The organism is Sulfitobacter sp. CW3, assembly GCF_019392245.1.
Lineage (GTDB): Bacteria > Pseudomonadota > Alphaproteobacteria > Rhodobacterales > Rhodobacteraceae > Sulfitobacter.
In genome coordinates, this window is record NZ_JAHXRL010000003.1 from 223,271 (window position 1) to 239,161 (window position 15,891).

The 15,891-nt window shown below is 57.3% G+C and carries 15 protein-coding genes; 13 read left to right on the forward strand and 2 right to left on the reverse strand.

Translation table 11 applies throughout. The annotated features are described in order from the left end of the window. Nucleotides 1-104 precede the first annotated feature (104 nt). The 7 genes from KZZ06_RS07965 (at nucleotide 105) to KZZ06_RS07995 (ending at nucleotide 7,759) form a co-directional block, all read left to right on the forward strand. Nucleotides 105-854 (forward strand): N-formylglutamate amidohydrolase, encoded by a 750-nt coding sequence (locus tag KZZ06_RS07965; RefSeq protein WP_257884254.1) that lies wholly within the window; start codon nucleotides 105-107, stop codon nucleotides 852-854. Further along, nucleotides 851-1,372 carry a TRAP transporter small permease subunit gene (locus tag KZZ06_RS07970; protein ID WP_219579505.1) on the forward strand — a complete coding sequence of 174 codons (522 nt, stop codon included), beginning with the start codon at nucleotides 851-853 and terminating at the stop codon, nucleotides 1,370-1,372. The genes KZZ06_RS07965 and KZZ06_RS07970 overlap by 4 nt, the downstream gene beginning before the upstream one ends. Beyond that, nucleotides 1,362-2,687, forward strand: a complete 1,326-nt coding sequence (locus KZZ06_RS07975) for a TRAP transporter large permease subunit (protein WP_219579506.1) — start codon at nucleotides 1,362-1,364, stop codon at nucleotides 2,685-2,687. The genes KZZ06_RS07970 and KZZ06_RS07975 overlap by 11 nt, the downstream gene beginning before the upstream one ends. Nucleotides 2,688-2,756: 69 nt before the next feature. After that, nucleotides 2,757-3,794 carry a TRAP transporter substrate-binding protein gene (locus KZZ06_RS07980; protein ID WP_219579507.1) on the forward strand — a complete coding sequence of 346 codons (1,038 nt, stop codon included), beginning with the start codon at nucleotides 2,757-2,759 and terminating at the stop codon, nucleotides 3,792-3,794. A 73-nt stretch (nucleotides 3,795-3,867) separates the two neighbouring features. Beyond that, nucleotides 3,868-5,229 (forward strand): glutamine synthetase family protein, encoded by a 1,362-nt coding sequence (locus KZZ06_RS07985; protein WP_219579508.1) that lies wholly within the window; start codon nucleotides 3,868-3,870, stop codon nucleotides 5,227-5,229. Nucleotides 5,230-5,232: 3 nt separating this feature from the next. Continuing rightward, on the forward strand, nucleotides 5,233-6,609 hold the full coding sequence (locus KZZ06_RS07990) for an aldehyde dehydrogenase family protein (protein ID WP_219579509.1): 1,377 nt from the start codon (nucleotides 5,233-5,235) through the stop codon (nucleotides 6,607-6,609). 4 nt (nucleotides 6,610-6,613) lie between these two features. After that, nucleotides 6,614-7,759, forward strand: a complete 1,146-nt coding sequence (locus KZZ06_RS07995; protein ID WP_219579510.1) for an iron-containing alcohol dehydrogenase — start codon at nucleotides 6,614-6,616, stop codon at nucleotides 7,757-7,759. A gap of 94 nt (nucleotides 7,760-7,853) precedes the next feature. Here the strand turns inward: KZZ06_RS07995 and KZZ06_RS08000 are convergent, their stop codons facing one another. Beyond that, nucleotides 7,854-8,972 (reverse strand): Do family serine endopeptidase, encoded by a 1,119-nt coding sequence (locus KZZ06_RS08000; protein ID WP_219579511.1) that lies wholly within the window; start codon nucleotides 8,970-8,972, stop codon nucleotides 7,854-7,856. 157 nt (nucleotides 8,973-9,129) lie between these two features. On the opposite strand from KZZ06_RS08000, the gene KZZ06_RS08005 reads away from it, so the two are divergent. The 6 genes from KZZ06_RS08005 to KZZ06_RS08030 all read left to right on the forward strand — a co-directional run bounded on the left by KZZ06_RS08005 (nucleotide 9,130) and on the right by KZZ06_RS08030 (nucleotide 14,875). Next, nucleotides 9,130-9,801 (forward strand): response regulator transcription factor, encoded by a 672-nt coding sequence (locus tag KZZ06_RS08005; RefSeq protein WP_219579512.1) that lies wholly within the window; start codon nucleotides 9,130-9,132, stop codon nucleotides 9,799-9,801. Beyond that, on the forward strand, nucleotides 9,798-11,165 hold the full coding sequence (locus KZZ06_RS08010) for a HAMP domain-containing sensor histidine kinase (RefSeq protein ID WP_219579513.1): 1,368 nt from the start codon (nucleotides 9,798-9,800) through the stop codon (nucleotides 11,163-11,165). Before KZZ06_RS08005 ends, KZZ06_RS08010 begins: the two co-directional genes overlap by 4 nt. Nucleotides 11,166-11,251: 86 nt before the next feature. Beyond that, nucleotides 11,252-12,667 (forward strand): cytochrome ubiquinol oxidase subunit I, encoded by a 1,416-nt coding sequence (locus KZZ06_RS08015; protein WP_219579514.1) that lies wholly within the window; start codon nucleotides 11,252-11,254, stop codon nucleotides 12,665-12,667. 10 nt (nucleotides 12,668-12,677) lie between these two features. Continuing rightward, nucleotides 12,678-13,685, forward strand: coding sequence for a cytochrome d ubiquinol oxidase subunit II (gene cydB, locus KZZ06_RS08020; RefSeq protein ID WP_219579515.1), 1,008 nt, complete (start codon nucleotides 12,678-12,680; stop codon nucleotides 13,683-13,685). After that, nucleotides 13,685-13,795, forward strand: a complete 111-nt coding sequence (locus KZZ06_RS08025) for a DUF2474 family protein (RefSeq protein ID WP_219579516.1) — start codon at nucleotides 13,685-13,687, stop codon at nucleotides 13,793-13,795. The genes cydB and KZZ06_RS08025 overlap by 1 nt, the downstream gene beginning before the upstream one ends. A 114-nt stretch (nucleotides 13,796-13,909) precedes the next feature. Then, the gene (locus KZZ06_RS08030) at nucleotides 13,910-14,875 is read left to right on the forward strand and encodes an NADPH:quinone oxidoreductase family protein (RefSeq protein WP_219579517.1); all 966 of its coding nucleotides are present in this window, start codon (nucleotides 13,910-13,912) and stop codon (nucleotides 14,873-14,875) included. Here the strand turns inward: KZZ06_RS08030 and KZZ06_RS08035 are convergent. Further along, complete coding sequence (locus KZZ06_RS08035; RefSeq protein WP_219579518.1) at nucleotides 14,872-15,852, reverse strand: DMT family transporter; 981 nt, start codon at nucleotides 15,850-15,852, stop codon at nucleotides 14,872-14,874. The two genes, KZZ06_RS08030 and KZZ06_RS08035, sit on opposite strands and share 4 nt — an antisense overlap. Nucleotides 15,853-15,891: the final 39 nt, after the last annotated feature.

Sequence of the window (15,891 nt, forward strand, 5' to 3'; positions counted from 1 at the left end):
TTTGGTACAGAATTTCAATTTGTGAAGTAAAGGTTACAGGAAAAATCTTGACAGGCTAGAAAAATCTGTAGTGATGGGGGTCAGTCAAAAAGGTTATTTTCGTTTTGAACAGCAATTGGACAGCAGCGCAGGTGATCAACAGCAACGGGCAGGCCCCTGTGTTGCTGATCTGCGAACACGCATCCAGTTTTGTCCCTGACGAATTCGAACTTGGGCTTAGTGCAGATGCGCAGGCGTCCCATGCCGCTTGGGATATCGGCGCGCTGGATGTCGCGGCCTTGCTGTCCGACGCACTTGATGCGCCGTTGGTTGCCGGTGGCGTTTCGCGTCTGATCTATGATTGTAACCGGCCCCTCACGGCACCGGATTGCGTTCCGGCACGCAGCGAGGTTTTCGATATTCCGGGCAATACGGGCCTGTCTGAGCTGGAAAAACAAAGCCGCTTTGACCGGGTGCATACGCCATTTCATGACGCCGTGGATAAACAGCGCGCGCAGACAACGCCGCAGCTGGTGGTGACGATTCACAGCTTTACCCCGATCTATAATGGCAAAAAACGCGATGTCGAACTGGGGTATCTGTATCATTCCGATCCGTCCGCCGCACAGGCGCTTTTGGCGCAAGAGCAGACAACAGGCACGTATCGCGCTGCGTTGAATGAACCATACGCGGCCACGGATGGTGTGACCTATTCCCTTGAAAAACACGGCGAGGCTTGTGGGCTGCCTGCCGTGATGATCGAAATCAGGAATGACCTGATAGATACGGATCAAAAGGCACAAGCAATGGCGCAACACCTAACCGGGTCGCTCACCGCTGCGTTCCCCACGCTTTTTCAAGAGGCAGATGAATGAACGCGATGCGCAAATATATCTCGGTTGTGGATGGGTTTAACCACGGGCTGGGACGCATCGCGATGTATGGCATCTTTGTCCTGATGGGCATTTTGCTGTGGTCGTCGTATAACAAGACCTTTGCATCGCCCCAGCTTTGGACGCTGGAAATGGCCCAATTTGTCATGGTTGGGTATTATATTCTGGGCGGTCCATACGCGATGCAGATGGGCGCGAACGTGCGGATGGACCTGTTCTATGCCGAACTGACCCCGCGCAAAAAAGCGTGGACAGATTGCATTACCGTATTGTTTTTGCTGATTTATCTGGTCGTCTTGCTGTGGGGTGGCATCGAATCCACGATGTATTCCTTTAAATATGGTGGCGAACGCAGTCCGACCGCGTGGCGCCCCTATATGTGGCCGGTAAAGGTCACTATGTGCATCGGCATATCGCTGATGCTGCTTCAAGCTGTCTCTGAGCTGTTCAAGGACATCCTTTTCCTCAAATCCGGTGAGGACACACGCGATGCCCTATGAACTGATCGCCATATTGATGTTTTCGACCATGATGCTGATGCTGCTGACAGGGCAGCGGGTATTTGGTGCTATCGGGTTTGTCGCCGTGATTGCTGCGCTGTTTTTGTGGGGCGACCGCGGTGGCTATGACATCGGGTTTTCCGCCGCGATCAAGCTGATGCGCTGGTATCCGTTGCTGACCCTGCCGATGTTCATCTTCATGGGGTATGTACTGTCCGAGTCCAAAATCGCGGATGACCTCTATAAGATGTTTCACGTCTTTATGGGTGGTGTGCGCGGTGGTTTGGCCATCGGGACGATTGGCTTGATGGTGCTGATCTCCGCGATGAACGGTCTGTCTGTTGCGGGTATGGCGATTGGTGCCACTATTGCGCTGCCTGAATTGCTGAAACGGAATTATGACAAGCTGATGGTGACAGGCGTTATTCAGGCCGGATCAAGCTTGGGCATTCTGGTGCCGCCATCCGTGGTGTTGGTGCTGTATGCGATGATCGCGCGGCAACCCGTTGGGCAATTGTGGCTGGCGGGGGCCATTCCGGGTCTGATGATGGCGACGATGTTCATTATTTACATCGCCATTCGCTGCCGGATTAACCCCGAGCTTGGCCCGGCATTATCCGAAGAAGAACGCGATGTTGGCTGGCCCGAAAAACTGCGCCTGCTGCGCGCTGGGCTGCTGCCTGTCGTTATCTTTGCCGTGATGATGGTGCCGTTTGTGAACGGGTGGACATCGCTGGTCGAAAGCTCGGCGATTGGGGCCATCGCCGCGTTTCTTGCGGCTATCCTTAAGGGGCGCATGACGCGTCAGGTGTTTGAAACATCAGTGCGCCAGACGCTGGCGATCACCTGCATGTTCATGTGGATCATTCTTGCGGCGCTGGCCTTTGGCGCGGTGTTTGACGGGTTGGGCGCGGTCAAGGCGATCGAGAACCTGTTTACCGAACAATGGGGCCTTAACCCGTGGGTGATCCTGATCCTGATGCAGCTGTCATTTTTGGTCATGGGCACGTTTCTGGATGACACGGCGATGCTGGTCATTGTGGCCCCGCTTTATGTGCCGCTGGTGGGTGCGTTGGGTTTTGATCTGGTGTGGTATGGTGTGCTTTATACGATCACCTGCCAGATCGCCTATATGACCCCGCCGTTCGGGTATAACCTGTTCTTGATGCGCGCGATGGCCCCGCCCGAGATTACGATTACCGATATCTACCGTTCCATCATTCCGTTTGTGGGTGTGATGATACTAGCCTTGGCCGTTGTGATGCTGTTCCCGCAAATAGCGCTTTGGCTACCCAACTATGTCTACGGAAAATAGCCGAAATAATTACCACGTGGCCGGATGAACCGGCCCTTCAAATCCGAAACCCAACAAGGAGTATGTCAGATGACAACTAGACGTAAGTTTCTTAAGGGGGCCGCAATTGCAGGTCCCGCAGCCATTGCCACACCATCGATCCTGCACGCGCAGGAACCGATCCGCTGGCGCTTTCAAACCTATGCCGGTGCGGCCCTTGGTGAAGAAGTAACAAAACCCGCCATTGATGCGATCAACGCGGCTTGCCAGGGCGAGCTTGAGATCGAATTGTTCTACGCCGACCAGATCGTACCAACTGGCGAACTGTTCCAAGCGTTGCAGCGCGGCACCATTGATGGCGTGCATTCGGACGACGATTCCATGGCGTCGCCAACACCTGTGCGGTCCTTTGGCGGGTATTTCCCGCTGGCGACCAAACACGCGTTGGACGTGCCTGTGCTGTTCAACCAATACGGTCTGGCTGACATCTGGCGCGAGGAATACGCCAAGGTTGGCGTGCATTGGCTGTCTGCTGCGGGTCAGGATCCGTGCAACTTTAACACCGTCAAACCGATCACATCGCTTGCCGATATGGACGGTCTGAAGCTCTATACCTTCCCGACTGCTGGCCGTTTCCTGTCGCAGTTTGGTGTTGTTCCGGTGAACATCCCTTATGAGGACGCCGAAGTTGCCGTTCAAACAGGCGAGCTGGACGGTATGGCGTGGTCGGGCATCACCGAAGACTACACCGTGGGCTGGGCCGATGTGACCAACTATTTCTGCACCAACAACATTTCGGGTGCATGGATCGGGTCGTTCTTTGTGAACGCCGAGAAATGGGCAGAGCTGCCCGATCACCTGAAGCAGATCGTGTCGTCCGCAATCGAGGCAAGCCACACCTACCGCAACCAGTGGTATTGGGGCGGCGAGGCGCGTTTGCGCGCGTCCGGCGAAAAGCTGAAGCTGACATCGGTCCCGCAGGAAGAATGGAAGGTCGTCGAAGAGGCAGCCGTCAAGTTCTGGGACGAGATGGCCGAGGAAGGCGAAACCGCCGCGAAGATCGTCCAGATTTTCCGCGACTATAACGAAGTGACATCGAAAGCGGGCCCGCCCTATACCTTTGGCTGATCGCTTCTAAAATCACGATAAACGGGGCGGCGCGGTTGTGCCGCCCTCACACATGCAAAAGGAACGTCTGCACATGGGCAACTTAACATTCGATACGCTCAGGGAAATGGCCGATAACGGCGAGGTCGACACCGTATTGGTGGCCCTTGTCGACATGCAGGGCCGTCTGATGGGCAAGCGTTTCCACGTCACCAATTTCATCGACCATTCTCACACGGAAACCCATTGCTGCAATTACTTGCTGGCCACCGATCTCGTGATGTCCACACCCGAAGGGTTCGCATCGACCAGTTGGCAAACCGGTTACGGTGACTATGTTTTGCGCCCCGATATGTCGACAATGCGTCAGGTACCATGGCTGGATAAAACCGTTCTGGTGCTGGGTGATGTCCTTGATCACCACACCCATGAACCCGTGCCCCATTCGCCCCGTTCGATGCTGAAAAAGCAGATTGCGCGGCTCGATGCCTTGGGCTTTGACGCGATGATGGCGACCGAGCTTGAGTTCTTTTTGTTCGAGGGCGATTACCGCACTCTCCAGAAAGAGAAATACGCAAACCTCGTGCCACTGAATGGCCATAACGAGGATTACTGCCTGTTCCAAACGTCCAAAGAGGAAGCGTTCCTACAACCGTTGCGCAACCATCTGGTTGCCGCAGGTGTGCCGATTGAATGCACCAAGGGCGAGGCCGAGACCGGCCAGCAAGAGCTGAACATCCGCTATGCCGCCGCCCTTGATTGCGCGGATAACCACACGATTGCGAAACAGGCGACCAAGGAAATTTCCTTTCAGCAGGGGTTCTCGGCATCGTTCCTGCCAAAATGGTCGGCGGATAAGGTCGGATCGTCCAGCCACGTGCATATGTCGCTGTGGAAAGACGGCACACCTGCGTTTTTCGACAAAGACGCCAAGCTGGGCATGTCCGAGTTGATGGGGCATTTCATGGCGGGGCTGATCAAGTACGCGCCTGAATTTACCTATTTTCTGGCCCCCTACATCAACAGCTACAAACGGTTCGCCAAAGGCACCTTTGCGCCCACGAAAACTGTTTGGTCCGTTGATAACCGCACCGCCGGTTTCCGGCTCTGTGGCGATGGCACCAAGGGCATTCGCGTTGAATGTCGCATCGGCGGATCGGACCTGAACCCCTATCTGGCGCAGGCTGTTTTGCTGGCGGCGGGTCTCAAGGGGATCGAGGAAAAGCTGCCCCTGCAAGAACCCACAATGGGCGATGTCTATGAAGACGCAAGCGTGACCGAAATCCCGCGCACCTTGCGGGCTGCAACTGAAACTTTGCGCAACTCTGCTATGCTGCGCGAGGCCCTTGGCGACGATGTCGTTGACCATTACACCCGCGCAGCCGAATGGGAGCAGGAGGAATACGACAAGGTCGTAACCGACTGGGAAATTAACCGCGGATTTGAGCGAGCATAAGCAATGACAAAGACCCTGAAATGTATCTCACCGATTGACGGATCGGTTTATCTGGAACGCCCTGTCCTGTCGCTGGATGCTGCCCGTGACGTATGTGCGCAGGCGAAATCGGCGCAGGTTCTGTGGGCTGCACGCCCGTTGGCCGAACGTATTGATCTGGTACGCGCCGCCATCGCCGAGGTCGGCAAAACGACAGACCGCATGGCAGTTGAACTGGCCCATCAAATGGGTCGCCCCGTCCGCTATGGCGGTGAATTCGGCGGGTTCAACGAACGTGCCAGCTATATGGCCGACATCGCCGAACAGGCGCTGGCCCCCATGATCATCGAAGACAGCGAAAAAGCCACACGCAAAATCACCCGCGAGGCGCGCGGCGTTGTGCTGGTCGTGGCCCCTTGGAACTATCCTTACATGACGGCGATCAACACCGTTGCCCCTGCATTGATCGCGGGCAACACCGTTGTGCTGAAACACGCCACGCAAACCTTGCAGGTGGGTGAACGTCTGGCCGAAGCCTTCCACGCCGCAGGCATTCCCGAGCATGTATTCCAGAACGTGTTTCTGGACCACGACACCACATCGGCCCTGATTGCTGAACGCCAGTTCGGGTTCGTCAATTTCACCGGTTCGGTCGGTGGCGGCAAGGCCATGGAAGTGGCCGCAGCAGGCACATTCACCCCCGTCGCGACCGAACTGGGCGGCAAGGATCCCGGTTACGTGCGGGCAGACGCGAATGTGGATGCGGCGGTTGACGGGTTGATGGACGGCGCGATGTTCAATGCTGGCCAATGTTGCTGCGGGATCGAACGGATTTATGTCCACGAAAGCCTGTATGATGCATTCGTCGAAAAAGCGGTGGCGTGGGTAAATGCCCTGAAACTTGGAAACCCGTTGGAGCAGGAAACCACCATTGGTCCGATGGCCAACGTCCGCTTTGCCGCCGAAGTGCGTGCGCAGATTGCCGAAGCGGTGGCCGACGGTGCGACCGCGCTTATCGAGCCCTTTGCGCAGGATGACGGTGCCGCCTATCTGACCCCGCAAATCCTGACGAACGTGACCCACAACATGCGCGTCATGCGCGACGAAAGTTTCGGCCCCGTGGTTGGTATCATGCCGGTCAAGGACGACGCCGAAGCGATTGCGTTGATGAACGATTGCCAGTTCGGTCTGACCGCTGCGATTTTCACCAAGGACGCCGACGCCGCTGACGCGATCGGCGCGCAGCTGGAAACCGGCACGGTGTTTATGAACCGCTGCGATTACCTTGATCCCGCATTGTGCTGGACAGGCTGCAAAGACACCGGCCAAGGCACAGGATTGTCCGTGCTTGGCTTTCAGGCGCTGACGCGTCCCAAATCTTACCACCTTAAAAAGGCTTGATCCTATGGAGCTGAAAAACAACTGGTCCTACCCCACCGCGATGCGTTTTGGTGCGGGCCGTATTTCCGAGATCGGCGAGGCCTGCGCGGCCGTTGGTATCAAAAAGCCATTGCTGGTGACCGACAAAGGTTTGGCCACGATGGACATCACCAAAAACACGCTTGATCTGCTCGAGGCCGCAGGTCTTGGCCGTGCGATGTTTTCCGAAGTCGACGCCAACCCGACCGAGATTAACCTTGCCGCAGGGCTTCAGGTGTACCGTGACGGTGGCCATGACGGCGTGATCGCCTTTGGCGGCGGATCGGGCCTTGATCTGGGCAAGATGATTGCGTTTATGGCGGGCCAGACGCGCCCCGTTTGGGATTACGAGGATGTGGGTGATTGGTGGACGCGCGCCGATGCAGACGCCATTGCGCCGATCATCGCCGTGCCCACAACGGCTGGCACCGGATCAGAGGTCGGTCGCGCGTCGGTGCTGACCAACTCTGAAACCCACGTGAAAAAGATCATTTTTCACCCCAAGGTTCTGCCAACGGTCGTGATCTGTGACCCCGAGTTGACAGTCGGGATGCCGAAACACATCACGGCGGGCACCGGTCTTGATGCCTTTGCCCACTGTGTCGAGGCGTTTAGCAGCCCGTTTTACCACCCCATGAGCCAAGGTATCGCGCTTGAGGGGATGCGTCTGGTCATCGACTATCTGCCCCGCGCCTATGCGGATGGCACCGATATCGAGGCGCGTGCGCAGATGATGTCAGCCGCGGCGATGGGGGCCACGGCCTTTCAAAAAGGGTTGGGTGCGATCCACGCGATGAGCCACCCGATCGGGGCGGTGTTCAACACCCACCACGGCACCACCAACGCCGTGTGTATGCCTGCCGTGCTGGACCTGAACGAAAGCATGATCCGCGAACGGTTTGATCGCGCGGCTGGATATCTGCGGATTGATGGCGGCTATGACGGGTTCCGCAGCTTTGTTCAGGAATTCAACGACAGCTTTGCCATTCCGCGCAAACTGTCTGAAATGGGCGTGACCGCGGATCGTATGGATGATCTGGTCGCCATGGCACTGGAGGACCCGTCTTGCGGCGGTAATCCGGTGAAATTGACCGCCGATAACCTGCGCAAGCTGTTCGAAGCGACCATTTAAACCGAAAAAATGCCCCGATAGATTATCTATCGGGGCATTTAGGCGGGGCGTGTGGCTGCCTGATCGGGCGAGGGGAAGCCCGCCAGCAGCTCGGTTATGCGTCTTTTGCGGCCAAGGTGCCGATCTTGACGGCGCGGGTCACTTCCTTGCCCCTGTGCAAAACGACCACATCAGCCGTTTGATCAGGGTCTGTGTCCGCCACAGCGCGGGTTAGATCGCGCAGCTCGTCAATGGCGGTGCCGTTGAACGACAAGATGATATCGCCCTTTTTCAGCCCGGCTTTTTGCGCGGGGCTATCGTCGCTAATGGCTTCGATCACGGCCCCTTTGGGCGCGTCATAGCCAAGAACTTGGGCAACTTCGTCGGTCATCGGACGGATTTGAACGCCCAGCCAACCGCGTGTGATCGCACCGTCATCGGCCAGATCGGCGACGATATCCAACACCAGATCGGACGGCACGGAAAAGCCGATACCGACCGACCCGCCACCGGGGGACAGGATCGCGGTGTTCACGCCAATCACTTCGCCAGCGTTGTTGAACAGCGGGCCGCCGGAATTGCCACGGTTGATCGCCGCGTCAGTCTGGATGAAATCATCATAAGGACCCGCGTTGATGTTGCGCGATTTGGCCGAGATGATACCGGTGGTCACTGTACCGCCAAGGCCAAAGGGGTTGCCCATCGCCACGACTTCGTCGCCCACGCGCATGCTGTCGGACGATCCGAATTTCACGGCGGGCAGATCAACATCAGTTTCGATTTTCAGCAGGGCAATATCTGTCAAAGGGTCGTTGCCCACCACTTTGGCCTCAAAGCTGCGCCCGTCCGATAGTTTGACCGTTACCTTGTCCGCGCCTTCGACCACGTGGTTATTGGTCACGATCTGACCGTCGGTCGAAATTATAAAGCCGGACCCAAGACCGTGAACAGGCTGCGCCTCGGCACCTTGGCCGGGCATCATCTGTTCAAACCGCTTGCGCAGTTCTTCGGGCATACCTTGGGGCATTTCCATTTGCTGGGCGGGTTTTGTGGAGGTTCCTGTAACTTCGATAAACACGACCGAAGGGGATATGGTTTCAACCAGATCGGCATATCCGCCAGCGGGGACAGCCAATGCGGTGGTCGGTGCAATCGCCACAAGAGAGGTCGACGCCAAAGCAGCGGCCAATACAAATGGCATCGCGCGGCGGGGTGATTTCATTAGAGATGTCATGTTTGCTTCCTTACATCATCGGTATGAGACCCAAATGGCAGCCCGTTGTTACAGGGTGTTTTTGCCCCATATACAAATCTGTTAGATTGCTTTGCAGGGCTGCCAGACGTCGGATTTTAGGGTATCGCCGTGGCATGGCTCAGACGGAACGGATGAAATGAAACTGCTTGTAGTAGAAGACGATGCCACCACCGGCACCTATATCGCACGCGGCTTGCGCGAAGAGGGGCACACGGTTGATTTGGTGACGGAAGGCCGCGAAGGGCTGTTTCAGGCAACGTCAGGCAGCTATGATGTGCTGATCGTCGACCGGATGCTGCCAGAGGTCGACGGGCTGACGCTGGTCAAGACATTGCGGGGGGCGGGCAATACCACGCCGGTGTTGTTTCTGACTGCGATGGGCAGTGTGGATGACCGGATCAGCGGATTGAATGCGGGCGGGGATGATTATCTGGTCAAGCCGTTTGCCTTTGGCGAGCTGTCGGCGCGGGTCGCGGCATTGGCCCGCCGCCCGCAGGCGCTGGAACAGGAAACCGTTCTGCGCGCAGGTGACCTTGAGATGCATTTGATCACGCGCAAGGTCACGCGTGCCGGTCAAAACATTGATCTGCTGCCGCGCGAATTTGCTTTGTTGGAACATCTGCTGCGCCGCAAGGGCAGGGTGCAGACCCGCACCATGCTGCTAGAGGCCGTATGGGACATCAGTTTCGATCCCATGACAAATGTCGTTGAAACCCACATCAGCCGGTTACGCGCCAAAGTGGATAAGCCGTTCGAGCGCGAGTTGATCCAGACCGTGCGCGGTGCCGGCTACAGGATTGATGCATGAGGGCCCGCATCCGGCAGCTTTGGCGGTCCATGCCGGTTCGGTTGGCGCTGCTGCTGGTGCTGCTGTTTTCAACCGTCAGTTTGATCAGCCTTTTGGCCAGCTATGCGGTCACCCAAAATTCGTTTGAAACGGCTATCCGCGCCGATCTGGAACAAGATATCGCCGGGTTTCGGGCCGCCCCGAATGCGCGGGCGGTTTCGCTGCTGGTGGATGCTGAATCGCGCGATACGGACCCGAGCCGCGTGATCCTAAGCTATATCACGCCGAACGGACAGATATTCGGCAACGGGGCCATCGCGCGCGACGATGAAGGCTATCACATCGTGTCGCTTGCCGAGAGCCGGACAGAATATGATGGTGATTATTTGTCCCTGACCATCAGGCTGTATGGCGGGCAGCTGACCGTCGCACGCAGCCTTGCCCAAGTCGAAGCGCTGCGGGTTGTGTTCTTTAACATCCTGTTGCTCAGTCTGTTGCCAACCGTTCTGATTGCTTTGTCAGGCGGGTTATACCTTGCGCGGCGCAGCAAACGCCACGTTGAGGTCATCGGCGGGATGCTGGATGATCTGACCAATGGCGATCTGTCGGCGCGGGTGACAATGGGGCCGCGTTGGGCCGATGATTTGGTCCGCATCGGTGGCAAGCTAAACCAGATGGCCAGCGCGCAAGAGGCGCAAACCCAGATGTTGCGGCAGGTATCATCGGATATTGCGCATGATCTGAAAACCCCGATCCAACGGGTCGCCGTGCATCTGGATGATCTGGCCCGCACCGTCCCGCCCACATCGGACGAAGGCGTGTTGCTGGGCAAGGCCCAAGACGAGGTTGCGGGCATCGCATCGGTGTTCCAGTCGTTGCTACAGATTGCCTCGGTTGAAACCGGATCGCCCAAGGCGCATTTCAAACCCGTCGATCTGAACCAGCTCTGCCAGACGATGACTGAGGTTTACGAACCTGCGGCCTTTGCCAATGACCAGTCGTTGGTATGCACTGTTCCCCCCCAAACGGTTCAGGTGTTGGGCGACAAAAACCTGTTGGGGCAGGTGCTGGCTAATCTGGTGGAAAACGCCATGCGCCACACGCCTAGGGGCAGTGAGATCACGGTAAACCTTGAGCAAAACGCAGGCCACGCGGTGTTAGAGGTCGCGGATAACGGCCCCGGTATTCCAGCATCCGAGCGTGAAAACGTGGTGCGCCGTCTGTACCGGCTGGACCGCAGCAGGCACACGCCCGGCAACGGTTTGGGCCTAAGCTTGGTCGAGGGGGTGGTGAAGCTGCACGGCGGAAGTTTAACGTTACTGGACAATGCGCCGGGCTTGAAAGTCAGGATTGAATTTCAGACGCCTTCACCTGCGGCAATTTGATATTGTGACACTGGCCAGGATTTAGATTAGATCTAAGTTAATAAATGCAAAGGTGCTCCTTTGCGTTCAATGACGAAAGGTTTGATATGCTAGACGGGTTTTCAGCCGAGGTTTTGGCGCGGGTCCAATTCGCCTTTACCATTTCGTTTCACATCATTTTTCCGGCATTCTCGATCGGGTTGGCCAGCTTTCTGGCCGTTCTGAACGCGCTGTGGCTGTGGACCAAGGACGATACCTATCAGGTGCTGTTCGATTACTGGAAAAAGATATTTGCCGTGGCATTCGGGATGGGCGTCGTGTCGGGAATCGTCATGTCCTATCAATTCGGCACCAACTGGGCAGTGTTTTCCGACAAAGCGGGCCCGGTAATCGGACCTTTGATGGCCTACGAGGTCCTTTCGGCGTTCTTTCTTGAGGCAGGATTTCTGGGCATCATGCTGTTTGGCCTGAAACGCGTGGGGCCGGGGCTGCACATGTTCGCAACCGCGATGGTGGCTTTTGGCACATTGCTGTCGGCCACCTGGATTCTGTCGGTGAACAGCTGGATGCAGACGCCAGCGGGCTACGGCATCAACGAGGTCGGGCAATATATCCCGCTTGATTGGTGGAAAATCGTCTTTAACCCGTCCTTCCCCTACCGGTTGCTGCACATGGTGCTGGCGGCCTATCTGACGACTGCGCTTGTGGTCGGTGCAGTCGGCGCATGGCATCTGTTAAAAGACAACAAAGGCCCGGCATCCCAACGCATGTTTTCAATGGCCATGTGGATGTTGCTGTTTGTGACGCCGCTGCAAATCGCGGCTGGGGATTTCCACGGCATCAACACGTTGGAACACCAGCCCGCAAAAGTCATGGCGATGGAAGGTCACTTTGAGAGCCACCCCGACGGTGCGCCGCTGATCCTGTTCGGCATCCCGAACCAAGCGGAAAAGCGCGTCGATTATGCAATCGAGGTGCCCAAGCTATCGTCGCTGATCCTCAAGCATGATTTGAACGCGCCGCTTGCCGGTCTGGATACCATCCCTGACGAGGACGAGCCGCCCGTGGCCATCGTGTTCTTTTCCTTCCGCGTGATGGTCGGGCTTGGCTTTGCGATGCTGGGCTTGGGACTGTGGGGTGCGATTGCACGGTGGCGCGGTAAATTGCACGCCACCCCGATGCTGCACCGCGCGGCCATCTTGATGGGGCCGATGGGATTTGTTGCGGTTCTGGCCGGGTGGATCACCACCGAAGTCGGCAGGCAGCCGTTCACGATTTACGGCCTTTTGCGGACCTCGGACAGCCTTGCACCGGTTGGCGCACCAGCCGTTGCCGCGTCGCTTACCGCGTTTATCATCGTCTACTTTTTCGTCTTTGGCGCGGGCGTCTATTATATCCTGCGTTTGATGGGGAAACGGCCCAAGGTTGGTGCCAGTGACGACATTACGGACGGACCAATCCGGGCTGCGGGCACAACCCAAGTCGCGCATGAAGGCCACAAAAACCAGCGCCCAGCGGAATAGGAGAGACACCATGTTTGGACTTGAACTTTCTTTCATCTGGGCGGGGCTCATCGCGCTGTCAGTTTTGATCTACGTGATCCTTGACGGGTTTGATCTGGGCGTCGGCCTGCTGTTCCCGCTGTCCAAGGACGAAGAAGAACGCAACCTGATGATGAATTCGGTCGCGCCGATCTGGGACGGCAACGAAACCTGGCTGGTGTTGGGCGGTGGCGGATTGTTCGCGGTTTTTCCGCTGGCCTATGCCACGATTATGCCTGCGCTCTACATGCCGATCATCCTGATGCTGCTGGGGCTGGTGTTTCGCGGTGTGGCGTTTGAATATCGCTGGCGGACGACACGGTGGAAAGGGCTTTGGGATATCTCGTTCTTTGGCGGGTCTTTCGTTGCGGCTTTCTGTCAGGGCATCGCCTTGGGCGCGCTGGTGCAGGGGATCGAGATTGAAAACCGTGCCTATGCGGGCGGTTGGTGGGATTGGCTGACGCCGTTCTCTATCCTGACCGGCGTTGCGGTGACGATGGGCTATGCCATGCTGGGTGCCACTTGGCTGAACATGAAACTTGAGGGCCGCATTCAAACCCACATGCGTCGGCTGGCGTGGCCCTTTGCGATTGCCACGGTGGTGTTCATGGGCATTTTCAGCATTTGGACACCGTTTCTGGATGGCGAATATTACGCCCGCTGGTTCGCATTCCCTACGGCGATCTTTACGTTTCTTGTGCCCGCGCTGGTCGCGGTTGCAATCTATGGGCTGTTCCACGGCCTGCGACGTCATTGGGATGTGACGCCGTTCCTATGTGCCCTTGCCTTGTTCGTGCTTGGCTTTATCGGGATCGGTATCAGCTTTTACCCGCATATCGTGCCGCCATCATTGACCATCGCCGAAGCGGCGGCACCCGACAGCAGTCTGAAGTTCGCGCTGGTCGGCACCTTGGTGTTGTTGCCGATGATCCTGTCCTACACTGCCTACACCTATTGGGTGTTCCGCGGTAAGATCAATCCCGCCGAAGGATACCACTGATGGGGGAAAACTGGCTTTCAAGAACCGGCTGGTTCGTCCTGATTTGGGTGCTGAGCGTGCTGGCCCTTGGTATTGTCGCCTATGCGATCCGGCTGGCGATTGTGCCGTAACGCAAGGTAATCGCGCTGATTGCCAGCGGCCCAGCGGACGGGGTTGCAAAACCGCCGATCCTCTGGCCCTTTTGCGCCCAGCTTTATCGACAGACCAATCCAAGGATTTTCCCCATGCGCGCTATGCAAGTCACCGCCTATGATCAGCCTCTCAAGATGCAAGACCTTGAGATGCCGATGCCTGGCCCGGGAGAAGTCTTGGTCAAGGTTGAAACCTGCGGTTTGAACTTTGGCGATCTGCTGCTGATCAAGGGGACCTATCAGGAAAAGCCACCGCTGCCGTTCACCTTGGGGATGGAACTGGCAGGCACCGTGACTGCGGTAGGCAAGGGGGTGCAGGGCGTCGCAAAGGGCCAGCGCATCGCGGCCTACAGCGGTTTTCACGGATTGGCGGAATATGCTGTGGTGCCCGCCGACATCTGCGTGGCAATCCCGGATGAGATGAACGCCGTCGACGCGGCCGCCTTTCTGATAGCTTACGGGACCAGCCACGTGGCGCTAGAGTATAAGGCGCGGTTGCAGCCCGGCGAACGTCTGCTGGTGCTGGGCGCATCGGGCGGTGTGGGCCTTACGGCGGTCGAGCTGGGCAAACTGATGGGGGCCGAAGTGATCGCCTGTGCCCGTGGTCAGGCCAAGCTTGATATCTGCCGCGCGGCGGGTGCGGATCATCTGATCGATTCCGAAGTTGATGACATTCGCGAGGTCGTCAAATCGCTGGGTGGGGCTGATGTGGTCTATGACCCGATTGGCGGCGACCAGTTCAAGGCTGCCATGCGCGCCTGTAATCCCGAGGCGCGGTTACTGCCGCTTGGGTTTGCATCGGGCGAGGTGCCGCAGATCCCGGCGAATATCGTCATGGTAAAGAACCTGAATATCCTCGGTCTGTTCTGGGGCGGCTACAAGAAATTTAACCCCAAGGTGCTAACCGACAGCTTTAGAACGCTGATTGACTGGTATGTGGCGGGGCAGTTGAAACCCCATGTCAGCCATGTCTTGCCGTTGGAACAGGCGAACGAGGCGCTGGACCTGCTGCGCACCCGCAAGGCAACCGGCAAGGTCATTGTGCGCGTGTCTGGCTAAAGGCCGCGCGTGGGTTGGGCGCGCAAGGACGCGCGGGCCTTTTGACGTTCGCGCAAAAACACGAACAGCCCCGACCCCAAGATCAACGCGATGCCGACCCACACTTCCCATACGGGCATGTCGCCAAAGATCACCAAGCCCCAGAACACGGCCAATGGCAGGCCGATGTATTCGAACGGTGCAACGGTGGCTGCATCGGCGATACGGTATGCTTGGCTTAGGCAATAGCCGATCACCGCGGCGTTCAGGCCAAGACCCAAAAACACCAAGATGTCGCCCCGCGCCGGCCAGACCCATTCGCGCAGCAAGAACAGCATCGAGGGCGCACTGTCGTCGGTGGCAAAGCGGCCATCGCCCGCGACCAGAAAAAACCCGATCGAGACGACCAGAAACGTACCTTGAATATAGATGGCCAACGCCGATGCCTTGCTGTGCACGCCCAGCTTGCGGGTCATCAGCTGGTTCAACGCATAGGTCAGCGCCGCCACAACCGGCAGCAAAAGCACCAGCCGCGAGGCTTGCAAACTGTCTGCGCTCGCCCATGGGCGCTGCATAATAATGACCCCTAAAAAACCAACCGCCACGGCGCTTAAGCGCATGATGCCTACTTTTTCGCCAAGGATCGGGATCGACAGTAATGTGATAAACAGCGGCGCCACAAAAAACAGCGCGGTCGCATCGGCCAAGGGTAGGGCGGCCAAGGCCAGAAAGAATGTCATATTGGCGATCACGACGAACAACCCGCGCAACACATGCCAGTGCCACTGCGAGGTTTTCAAAATGCGCCATCCGCCCTCGAGCTGAACCAAGCCAAGGCCGAACAGGATACCGATCAAGGCGCGTGCAAAGACGATTTCATGCAAAGGATAGCCACCCGACAATTGCTTGATCAGCATGTCGTTGATCGAAATTGCGAATACTCCCGCAAAGATAAAGGCGATGGCTGCGCTGGATTGGCTGTGTGCATTTGCATTCATATCGCAGACCTATCAGCTACACACATCCTGTCCAGCGTG